We start from the raw sequence: 11,460 nt of genomic DNA on the forward strand, positions 1-11,460 counted from the left end.
GCCTAATACATGAACAATATGAACGTAATTATTGCCGATGACCATCCGATTGTACTGTTCGGTATTCGCAAATCACTTGAACAGATCGAGTGGGTGAATGTAGTCGGTGAATTTGAAGACTCTACAGCACTGATCAATAACCTCCCAAAACTTGATGCACACGTGCTCATTACCGATCTCTCCATGCCTGGAGACAAATACGGTGATGGGATCACGCTCATCAAATATATTAAACGTCACTTCCCGGACATCTCGATCATTGTTCTGACCATGAATAACAACCCGGCGATTCTGAGCGCCGTGCTGGATCTGGATATCGAAGGGATTGTACTGAAACAGGGCGCACCAACTGACCTGCCTAAAGCGCTGGCTGCGCTGCAGAAAGGCAAAAAGTTCACCCCTGAGAGCGTCTCTCGTCTGCTGGAAAAAATCAGTGCAGGTGGCTACGGTGACAAACGCCTGTCGCCAAAAGAGAGCGAAGTTCTGCGTCTTTTCGCTGAAGGTTTCCTCGTGACCGAGATTGCCAAGAAGCTGAACCGCAGTATTAAAACCATCAGTAGCCAGAAGAAATCAGCCATGATGAAACTGGGCGTGGACAACGATATCGCGCTGCTGAACTATCTCTCCTCCGTGACGCTGAGCGCGACGGATAAGGATTGATCCAGAACGGGTGTGCGTTCTGATGCCCTCACCCCGTCCCTCTCCCACGGGGAGAGGGTGAAAAGTAAAAGGCCCTTACGGGCCTTTTTTATGTCCGCGTTTTTCTCACGCGATCCGCATAAATCGACAATGTCTGCTTCAGTACGTCCAGCGTAACCGGTTTCGACAGACAGCTGTCCATTCCTGACTCCAGGCAGCGCTGTTTTTCTTCCGCCAGCGCATTCGCCGTGACGCCTACCACCGGCAACGTCAGACCAAGCTGGCGGATACGCTGCGTCAGACGATAGCCGTCCATATTGGGCATATTCACGTCGCTGAGAACGATATCAATATGGTTTTTACTGAGCACATTCAGCGCATCCACGCCGTCATTAGCGGTCTTACATTGATAACCCAGCGAGCCCAGCTGGTCAGCCAGCAGGCGACGGTTAATCGGATGGTCATCCACGACCAGAATCATCATATCGTCGTTCACCGACGCCAGCGATTCCGGTGACGGCAGGGTCGCCGCGCCATCGTTCTCTTCGAGCTGCACGCTGTAGATGCGCGCCAGCAGCCCCAACAGCTCATGTGGCGTCGCCACACTGTGAACCCACTCGCCCGGCGCACGCTCAACCGGAATACCGATGTGGCGACGACAAAACATCACCACGCCCCTTCCCTGCCACGGTTGCGCCAGCGTGTCATCGGTGATCAGCACATCGTCCACGTCCGGCGTCTGGCCTTCATAACGGGAAACGCGCACGCCGCTGTGGTTCAGCAGTGCCGTCAGATAATCATTCAGCGAGGCGTTGTGCACCGCCAGCCAGCAGCGCTTATCGCTCAGGCCGTCAACCGTCGTTTTCGCCGGATACTGCGCAGAATAGAGCGGAATACGAATGGTGAACTGGCTACCCATACCGGGTTCGGTATCCACCGAGATATCGCCGTCCATCATGCTGACGAGCTTCTCACAAATTGCCAGCCCCAGTCCGGTCCCCTGGAAGTTACGCTGCACGCCGGTACCAACCTGGAAGAACGGGTCAAACAGACGAACCACTTCCTTCGCCGGGATCCCAACACCGGTATCCCGCACGCGAATGCTCAGGTAGTCCCCTGCCCGGCACACATGCAACACGATACAGCCGATGTCGGTGAACTTGATGGCATTACTGAGCAGGTTCGAAATGACCTGCTGCAGACGCATAGGATCGCCATGCAGCGTCAGCGGTACGTCTGGCTCAATAAAGCAATAGAGACCCAGCTGTTTACGCACCACCAGCGGCAGATAGTTGGCGCTGATGTGGTTCATCACCTCGCGCGGAGAGAACTCGCGCGGTTCAATTTTCAACTGCTCGGACTCAATTTTCGAGAAGTCGAGAATGTCGCTGATGATTTTCAGCAGCAGGCTTGAGGAGTTATTCATCGCCGTCACCAGGCGATCAACGCCTTTCGGCAGCTCTTTGGTTTGCAGCAGATCGAGGTTGCCGATAATCCCGTACAGCGGTGTACGCAGTTCGTGACTGACGGTGGCAAGGAACATGGATTTCGACTGGCTGGCCTGCTCTGCCGCCTGGGCCATCTCCTGCAAAGACTCTTCCATCTTCACACGTGCTGAGACATCCACCAGCACGCAAATCGCCACGTTTTCATTGCGATAGCGCGAATGCACGAAGCTTATCTGTAAGTTGGTGTGGGTGCTGGTCAGCACGTCGACAAAATTCACCTGCTGACCACAGATAATTTGCGTCAGCCTTTGCCGGTCCTCGTGCGTCAGCATGTTCAGGTAGTTATGCGCCAGTTCATTACTGAGGATATTGGTGCCGTCCTGGGTGCGCAGGATACAGATCCCCACCGGTGCGGAGGCAACAATCTTACGGTTAAACTGCTCGTGTTCCTCCAGGCGCTGGGCATCGCTTTCAGCGGGGATAAAAATCTTCCGCTCATACATCCGCGCCAGGGTAAACAGCGCGCCACCGGCCAGCACGTTCAATAGGATGGCATTCATGATAAGAATACGGATCCGCTCAAGCACCATATCCACCGGCAGGGAATAGACGATACTCAGCGACGATGGCGGTAAGCTTTTCTTCAGCACCAGCTCACGGAATCCTGAGGTATAGCCAAACCACGAACGCTCCTGCATCCAGTGTGGATCGACGTTCAGGCGATTATCCGGCCCGGTGAGTGAAATCAGGGGATGGCCGTTCTCATCCAGAATGGTCACTCCCATCGGCAGGCTGCCCGGCGTGAAGAAGTTTTCCATGCGGATGGTCTGTTCAATGCCCAGCAGCGCCTGCAGGCGATTGCCCAGATAAACTGGCGTCAGCGCATAGAAATAGCCCACGCCCATGCGCGGCCCCTGGCTTATCCAGAAGATGTTATTCCCGCGCTCGTCCTGCGGCGCATTGCGGTATTTCAAAATGCGTTCATGCAGGCTTTTCAGCGCATCATCACGTTCGACGGGCACATCGCGCAGGCCAAAGTCGGCCATGCAGAGGTTTTCGCTGCCAATCAGGAACACGCGGTTCAGGTCATAGGCGGCGGAGAAGTTGTCGCGCCAGTAGCGCATAAACCAGGAGAGCGATTCCAGTGAACCGCGCCAGGTGTTGCTCATGGCGGAGCAGTCGGAATCCGGGAACAGCGGCTCGAAATCCGGTACTTCGGTTTTGTCATTACGCCCGCGGATGGCAAGAATACCGTTTTCCGCCGTCAGGCGATTTTCGGCAATGTACTTCAGCTCCTTCATCACGTCGGAGGTGCGCTGAATATAGCGCTGGGCCTGATCGGAACTTAGGTTAAATTCCTGACGGATCTCCGCTTCTTTCTGGTGCAGCGCGTTGACGATGTAAAACACCGAGGACAAGGCCACCAGTAACCAAAGCAAGAGCGCCAGCGCCCGAAACAGATAGCGAGAGACTTTCAGCGTGGTTCGAAAGGAGACGAGGTATTTCAAAGGGGCGAGGCTCCGCCGTCGGGGTCAAAAAGAATGTGGTTAAGGTAGCGGTAAACGCGGCTTGTCGCAACGTTGACTTGTCTGCATCTGTAAAAGAAAAGGGCCGGAATCCGGCCCTTTATGCGTCAGGAGACATTACTCGTCAGCATCATCCGCTGCATCATCGTCGGTGTCCACTTCCGGTGCGATATCATCATCACCTTCCGCGACGCTACCGTCGATGGAGTCGAGCTCTTCGTCGTCCACTGGCTCAGCAACACGTTGCAGACCCACCACGTTTTCATCTTCCGCCGTACGGATGAGGATAACGCCCTGGGTATTACGACCCACCACGCTAATCTCCGACACGCGGGTACGCACCAGCGTACCGGCATCGGTGATCATCATGATCTGGTCGGCATCGTCTACCTGCACCGCGCCCACAACGGAACCGTTGCGCTCGGTCACCTTGATAGAGATAACGCCCTGCGTGCCACGCGACTTGGTTGGGTATTCCCCTTCCGCGGTACGTTTACCGTAACCATTCTGCGTCACGGTCAGGATAGCCCCTTCTCCGCGCGGAATAATCAGAGAAACGACGCTGTCTTCGCCCGCCAGTTTGATACCGCGAACGCCCGTTGCGGTACGACCCATTGCGCGGACGGCGTCTTCTTTGAAGCGCACCACTTTACCGGCTGCGGAGAAGAGCATGACTTCATCTTTGCCTGAAGTCAGATCGACGCCAATCAGCTCATCGCCTTCGTTCAGGTTCACCGCGATGATACCGGCAGAACGTGGACGGCTGAACTCGGTCAGCGCGGTTTTCTTCACGGTACCGCTGGCAGTCGCCATAAAGACGTTCACGCCCTCTTCGTACTCGCGTACCGGCAGAATGGCGGTGATACGTTCGTTCGCTTCCAGCGGCAGCAAGTTAACGATCGGACGACCACGTGCACCACGGCTCGCTTCCGGCAACTGGTAGACCTTCATCCAGTACAGACGTCCCCGGCTGGAGAAGCAGAGGATGGTGTCATGGGTGTTCGCCACCAGCAGACGATCAATAAAGTCTTCTTCTTTAATACGTGCCGCAGATTTGCCTTTACCACCACGGCGCTGTGCTTCGTAGTCAGTTAACGGCTGATACTTCACGTAGCCCTGGTGAGACAGGGTCACAACAACGTCTTCCTGGTTGATCAGGTCTTCGATGTTGATATCTGCGGAGTTGGCGGTGATTTCGGTGCGACGCTCATCGCCGAACTGATCGCGGATCTGCTCCAGCTCTTCGCGGATCACTTCCATCAGGCGCTCTGCGCTGCCCAGGATATGCAGCAGTTCAGCGATCTGCTCCAGCAGCTCTTTATATTCGTCGAGCAGTTTTTCATGCTCAAGGCCGGTCAGTTTCTGCAGACGCAGATCCAGAATCGCCTGGGCCTGCTGTTCAGTCAGGTAGTACTGACCATCACGCACGCCGAATTCAGGTTCCAGCCACTCAGGACGCGCGGCGTCATCACCGGCACGCTCCAGCATTGCCGCAACGTTGCCAAGATCCCACGGACGGGAAATCAGCGCGGTTTTCGCTTCCGCCGGGGTTGGCGCGCGACGGATCAGCTCGATGATCGGGTCGATGTTGGCCAGCGCCACGGCCAGTGCCTCAAGGATGTGGGCACGGTCACGCGCTTTACGCAGTTCGAAAATAGTACGACGGGTCACCACTTCGCGGCGGTGACGGACAAACGCGCTCAGGATCTCTTTCAGGTTCATGATCTTCGGCTGACCATGGTGCAGTGCAACCATGTTGATACCGAAGGAGACCTGCAGCTGGGTCTGAGAGTACAGGTTGTTCAGCACAACCTCGCCCACCGCGTCGCGTTTGATTTCAATCACGATGCGCATACCGTCTTTATCAGACTCGTCACGCAGCGCGCTGATGCCTTCAACACGTTTTTCTTTTACCAGCTCGGCGATTTTTTCAATCAGTCGCGCTTTGTTCACCTGATACGGGATCTCGTGAACAATGATGGTTTCACGGCCGGTTTTGGCATCTGCTTCCACTTCGGCGCGGGCACGGATGTAAATCTTGCCGCGACCGGTGCGGTACGCTTCTTCAATACCACGACGACCGTTGATGATGGCCGCCGTCGGGAAGTCCGGGCCCGGGATGTGTTCCATCAGCCCTTCAATGCTGATGTCTTCATCGTCGATATAGGCCAGGCAGCCGTTGATCACTTCGGTGATGTTGTGCGGCGGAATGTTGGTCGCCATCCCTACGGCGATACCGGACGAACCGTTCACCAGCAGGTTAGGGATCTTCGTTGGCATGACGTCAGGAATTTTTTCCGTGCCGTCGTAGTTATCAACGAAATCAACCGTCTCTTTTTCCAGGTCGGCCATCAGCTCATGGGCAATTTTCGCCAGACGGATTTCCGTATAACGCATTGCCGCGGCGGAGTCGCCGTCGATAGAACCAAAGTTACCCTGACCATCTACCAGCATGTAACGCAGCGAGAAAGGCTGCGCCATACGAACGATGGTGTCGTACACCGCGGAATCACCATGGGGATGGTATTTACCGATTACGTCACCAACGACACGGGCAGATTTTTTGTAGGCTTTATTCCAGTCATTGCCCAATACGTTCATGGCGTATAGTACGCGACGGTGTACCGGCTTCAGGCCATCGCGGACGTCCGGCAGCGCACGGCCAACAATGACCGACATCGCATAGTCCAGATAGGAGCTCTTCAGCTCTTCCTCGATGTTAACCGGTGTAATTTCTCTCGCAAGGTCGCTCATCTAACCGCTATCCCTCTACTGTATCCCGGATTCAAAGGTCGCAAATTATAACACAGCCGCGGTGATACAGGTAAACCTATACGCTTTATTCACAGGGATTGCCTGATATACTCATTCGTCTTGCTAAATAAGGAGTAAAAGCGCCCATGAATGCCGAAAAATCCCCGGTGGCTCACAACGTAGACCACGAAGAGATTGCCAAATTTGAAGCGGTGGCGTCCCGCTGGTGGGATCTCGAAGGTGAGTTCAAACCTCTGCATCGCATCAACCCGCTGCGTCTGGGCTATATCGCGGAGCGTTCCGGCGGTCTGTTCGGTAAAAAAGTGCTCGATGTCGGCTGCGGCGGCGGCATCCTGGCAGAGAGCATGGCGCGCGAAGGGGCCACCGTCACCGGCCTGGATATGGGTTTTGAACCGTTGCAGGTTGCCCGTCTGCATGCCCTGGAGTCCGGGATTCAGGTGGAGTACGTGCAGGAAACCGTTGAGGAACACGCGGCAAAACATGCGCACCAGTACGACGTGGTCACCTGCATGGAGATGCTGGAGCACGTTCCCGACCCGCAGTCCGTCGTCAACGCCTGCGCAAAACTGGTGAAACCGGGCGGCCAGGTCTTCTTCTCGACCATCAACCGTAACGGCAAAGCCTGGCTGATGGCCGTCGTCGGCGCAGAGTATGTACTGCGCATGGTGCCCAAAGGTACACACGACGTGAAGAAATTCATCAAGCCTGCCGAGTTACTGGGCTGGGTTGACCAGACGTGGCTCAAGGAGCAGCACATCACCGGTCTGCACTACAATCCGCTGACCGATAAATTCAAACTCGCCCAGGGTGTGGATGTTAACTATATGTTGCACACCACCGCCAAAAACGACTAACGTCATCCATTATTCTTATAAAGATTGCGCGACATCATGTTGCGCAATTCTGACCTCCCGTTGAAGAAATCAGCACTCGATCAAATTTTGAATTTTTTTTCTTAATTATTGACATCTCTTCCAGGCCTTACAGCATGAGGACTTAGCCTTTTTTACCCTTTCACAACCTCAATTTAACGTCAAAATCAACCCTTGTACTGAAAAGAATCCTTACTAGAATACTCACCATATAGCGTTTCTCTTATCGCAAACCCCCTATATGTAGTATTTATCCACAGAGTTAGTCACAAGGCGGATCTGTGGATAAACGGGGGATATTTTTTTATTTCACGGACAGGTAAAACCCACATGAATCAGAGTCTGCTGGTGACAAAGCGCGACGGTACTACCGAGCGTATCAATCTGGACAAAATCCATCGAGTTCTCGACTGGGCAGCAGAAGGCCTGAACAACGTATCTATCTCCCAGGTTGAACTGCGTTCCCATATTCAGTTCTACGACGGCATCAAAACGTCTGATATCCACGAAACCATCATCAAAGCGGCGGCGGATCTGATCTCCCGCGAAGCGCCGGATTATCAGTACCTCGCTGCACGTCTGGCGATTTTCCACCTGCGTAAAAAAGCCTACGGCCAGTTCGAGCCGCCTGCGCTTTATGACCACGTGGTGAAAATGGTTGAGCTGGGTAAATACGACACGCATCTGCTGGAAGACTATACGGAAGAAGAGTTCGAGCAGATGAACGGGTTTATCGATCACTGGCGTGATATGAACTTCTCCTACGCAGCGGTGAAACAGCTCGAAGGCAAATACCTGGTTCAGAACCGTGTCACGGGCGAAATCTACGAGAGCGCCCAGTTCCTCTATATTCTGGTAGCCGCCTGCCTGTTCTCTAACTACCCGCGTGACACCCGTCTGGAATACGTTAAGCGTTTCTATGATGCGGTCTCTACGTTCAAGATTTCTCTGCCGACGCCGATTATGTCTGGCGTGCGTACCCCAACCCGTCAGTTCAGCTCCTGCGTACTGATCGAGTGCGGCGACAGCCTGGATTCCATCAACGCGACCTCCAGCGCGATTGTCAAATACGTCTCCCAGCGTGCCGGTATCGGTATCAACGCCGGTCGCATTCGCGCCCTGGGCAGCCCAATTCGCGGCGGTGAAGCCTTCCATACCGGTTGTATCCCGTTCTACAAGCACTTCCAGACGGCAGTAAAATCCTGCTCTCAGGGCGGCGTGCGCGGTGGTGCGGCAACCCTGTTCTACCCAATGTGGCACCTGGAAGTCGAAAGCCTGCTGGTACTGAAAAACAACCGTGGTGTTGAAGGTAACCGCGTGCGTCACATGGACTACGGCGTACAGATCAACAAACTGATGTACACCCGTCTGCTGAAAGGTGAAGACATTACCCTGTTCAGCCCGTCCGATGTCCCGGGTCTGTATGACGCGTTCTTCGCCGATCAGGACGAATTCGAACGTCTGTACACCAAATACGAACAAGACGACAGCATCCGTAAACAGCGCGTGAAGGCGGTCGATCTGTTCTCTCTGATGATGCAGGAACGTGCCTCTACCGGCCGTATCTACATCCAGAACGTTGACCACTGCAACACCCACAGCCCGTTTGATCCGGTTGTTGCGCCAGTGCGCCAGTCTAACCTGTGCCTGGAGATCGCCCTGCCGACCAAACCGCTGGAAGACGTGAACGACGAAAACGGCGAAATTGCGCTGTGTACGCTGTCTGCGTTCAACCTGGGCGCGATTAAGAGCCTGGACGAGCTGGAAGAGCTGGCAGTGCTGGCCGTCCGTGCGCTCGACGCCCTGCTGGACTACCAGGATTATCCAATCCCGGCGGCGAAACGCGGCGCTATGGGCCGTCGTACGCTGGGTATCGGCGTCATCAACTTCGCCTACTGGCTGGCGAAACACGGTAAGCGTTACTCAGACGGCAGTGCGAACAACCTGACCCACGAAACGTTCGAAGCGATCCAGTATTACCTGCTGAAAGCGTCTAACGAGCTGGCGAAAGAGCAAGGCGCATGCCCGTGGTTTAACGAAACCACCTATGCGAAAGGCATTCTGCCAATCGACACCTACAAGAAAGACCTGGATGCGATTGCAAACGCGCCGCTGCATCTGGACTGGGAAGCACTGCGCGAGTCCATTAAGACTCACGGCCTGCGCAACTCCACGCTCTCTGCCCTGATGCCGTCTGAGACCTCTTCGCAGATCTCTAACGCCACCAACGGTATCGAGCCGCCGCGCGGTCACGTCAGCATTAAAGCGTCGAAAGACGGTATCCTGCGCCAGGTGGTGCCGGATTACGAACTGCTGAAAGACAACTACGAGCTGCTGTGGGAAATGCCAAACAATGACGGCTATCTGCAGCTGGTGGGTATCATGCAGAAATTCATCGATCAGTCGATCTCTGCCAATACTAACTACGACCCGACGCGTTTCCCGTCTGGTAAAGTGCCAATGCAGCAACTGCTGAAAGACCTGCTCACCGCGTACAAATTTGGCGTGAAAACCCTGTATTATCACAACACCCGTGATGGTGCAGAAGACGCGCAGGACGATCTGGCACCGTCAATTCAGGATGATGGCTGCGAAAGCGGCGCATGTAAGATCTAATAAATCCCCTCACCCTAACCCTCTCCCACAGGGAGAGGGAACTCTTTCCCCCTCTCCCTGTGGGAGAGGGCCGGGATGAGGGGGAAATAACACCACAGGACACACTCATGGCATATACCACCTTTTCACAGACGAAAAACGACCAGCTCAAAGAGCCGATGTTCTTCGGCCAGCCGGTCAATGTGGCACGCTACGATCAGCAAAAATATGACATTTTCGAAAAGCTGATTGAAAAGCAACTCTCCTTCTTCTGGCGTCCGGAGGAAGTTGACGTTTCCCGCGATCGTATCGATTTCCAGGCGTTGCCGGAGCATGAAAAACACATTTTCATCAGCAACCTGAAGTACCAGACGCTGCTGGACTCCATTCAGGGCCGCAGCCCGAACGTTGCCCTGCTGCCGCTGATCTCCATTCCGGAACTGGAAACCTGGGTGGAAACCTGGGCGTTCTCGGAGACGATCCACTCCCGCTCTTACACCCACATTATCCGCAACATCGTTAACGATCCGGCGGTGGTGTTTGACGATATCGTCACCAACGAGCAGATTCAGAAACGCGCGGAAGGGATTGCCCACTACTACGACGAGCTGATCGAGATGACCAGCTACTGGCACCTGCTGGGCGAAGGGACCCACAACGTGAACGGCAAAACCGTCACCGTGAACCTGCGCGCGCTGAAAAAGCAGCTGTACCTGTGCCTGATGAGCGTTAACGCCCTGGAAGCCATCCGCTTCTACGTGAGCTTTGCCTGCTCCTTTGCGTTTGCCGAGCGCAAGCTGATGGAAGGTAACGCCAAAATCATCCGTCTGATCGCCCGTGACGAAGCCCTGCACCTGACCGGCACCCAGCACATGCTGAACCTGTTGCGCAGCGGTGCAGACGACCCGGAGATGGCGGAAATCGCTGAAGAGTGCAAGCAGGAGTGCTACGACCTGTTCGTGCTGGCCGCACAGCAGGAGAAAGAGTGGGCAGACTACCTGTTCCGCGACGGCTCCATGATTGGCCTGAACAAAGACATTCTGTGCCAGTACGTTGAGTACATCACCAACATCCGTATGCAGGCGGTCGGTCTCGATCTGCCATTCCAGACGCGTTCCAACCCGATCCCGTGGATCAACACCTGGCTGGTGTCCGATAACGTGCAGGTGGCGCCACAAGAAGTGGAAGTCAGTTCTTACCTGGTCGGTCAGATTGATTCTGAAGTCAACACTGACGACCTGAGCAATTTCCAGCTCTGATGACGCGCGTAACGCTGAGTCTTTCGGGCACAGAAGTGCTGTGCCAGGAAGAGCACCCTTCCCTGCTGGCAGCCCTTGAGGCGAATCAGGTGACGGTAGAGTATCAGTGTCGTGAAGGCTATTGCGGCTCCTGCCGCTGCCGCCTGGTCACCGGCCAGGTGGACTGGCTGACCGAACCGCTGGCCTTTATCAATGAAGGGGAAATTTTGCCCTGCTGCTGCCGGGCAAAAGGTGATATTGAAATAGAAATATAGCGCCAACCCCTCCTTTCGGGTTCGTGATTTACGAACCCGTGATTCGCCTTTCCTCACCTGTTCACCCCTCCTCATGCCGCTTACTCTAACGG

General features: G+C 54.8%; 7 protein-coding genes. 5 read left to right on the plus strand and 2 right to left on the minus strand.

Annotated features, from left to right (window positions below):
* Nucleotides 1-9: 9 nt before the first annotated feature.
* The gene (gene rcsB / locus ACMWKA_RS03665) at nucleotides 10-660 is read left to right on the plus strand and encodes a response regulator transcription factor RcsB (protein ID WP_003859405.1); all 651 of its coding nucleotides are present in this window, start codon (nucleotides 10-12) and stop codon (nucleotides 658-660) included.
* Between the two features lie 88 nt (nucleotides 661-748).
* Here the strand turns inward: rcsB and rcsC are convergent, their stop codons facing one another.
* Together rcsC and gyrA are read right to left on the minus strand one after the other, a co-directional pair.
* Nucleotides 749-3,595, minus strand: a complete 2,847-nt coding sequence (gene rcsC / locus ACMWKA_RS03670) for a two-component system sensor histidine kinase RcsC (RefSeq protein WP_020690666.1) — start codon at nucleotides 3,593-3,595, stop codon at nucleotides 749-751.
* A 135-nt stretch (nucleotides 3,596-3,730) separates the two neighbouring features.
* Nucleotides 3,731-6,367, minus strand: a complete 2,637-nt coding sequence (gene gyrA, locus ACMWKA_RS03675) for a DNA topoisomerase (ATP-hydrolyzing) subunit A (protein ID WP_130626343.1) — start codon at nucleotides 6,365-6,367, stop codon at nucleotides 3,731-3,733.
* A 146-nt stretch (nucleotides 6,368-6,513) separates the two neighbouring features.
* Between gyrA and ubiG the strand changes: the two genes are divergently transcribed.
* The 4 genes from ubiG (at nucleotide 6,514) to yfaE (ending at nucleotide 11,368) form a co-directional block, all read left to right on the plus strand.
* Nucleotides 6,514-7,242, plus strand: a complete 729-nt coding sequence (gene ubiG, locus ACMWKA_RS03680; RefSeq protein WP_414759997.1) for a bifunctional 2-polyprenyl-6-hydroxyphenol methylase/3-demethylubiquinol 3-O-methyltransferase UbiG — start codon at nucleotides 6,514-6,516, stop codon at nucleotides 7,240-7,242.
* 348 nt (nucleotides 7,243-7,590) lie between these two features.
* Complete coding sequence (gene nrdA / locus ACMWKA_RS03685; protein ID WP_178327920.1) at nucleotides 7,591-9,876, plus strand: class 1a ribonucleoside-diphosphate reductase subunit alpha; 2,286 nt, start codon at nucleotides 7,591-7,593, stop codon at nucleotides 9,874-9,876.
* 107 nt (nucleotides 9,877-9,983) lie between these two features.
* Entirely contained in the window at nucleotides 9,984-11,114 is a 1,131-nt protein-coding gene (gene nrdB, locus ACMWKA_RS03690; protein ID WP_013098012.1) for a class Ia ribonucleoside-diphosphate reductase subunit beta, read from the plus strand.
* The gene (yfaE, locus tag ACMWKA_RS03695; RefSeq protein WP_013098013.1) at nucleotides 11,114-11,368 is read left to right on the plus strand and encodes a class I ribonucleotide reductase maintenance protein YfaE; all 255 of its coding nucleotides are present in this window, start codon (nucleotides 11,114-11,116) and stop codon (nucleotides 11,366-11,368) included. Before nrdB ends, yfaE begins: the two co-directional genes overlap by 1 nt.
* Nucleotides 11,369-11,460: the final 92 nt, after the last annotated feature.

The sequence above is a fragment of the Enterobacter sp. 03-F-07-AD-ECC genome (assembly GCF_047530935.1).
GTDB classification, from domain to species: Bacteria; Pseudomonadota; Gammaproteobacteria; order Enterobacterales; family Enterobacteriaceae; genus Enterobacter; species Enterobacter cloacae.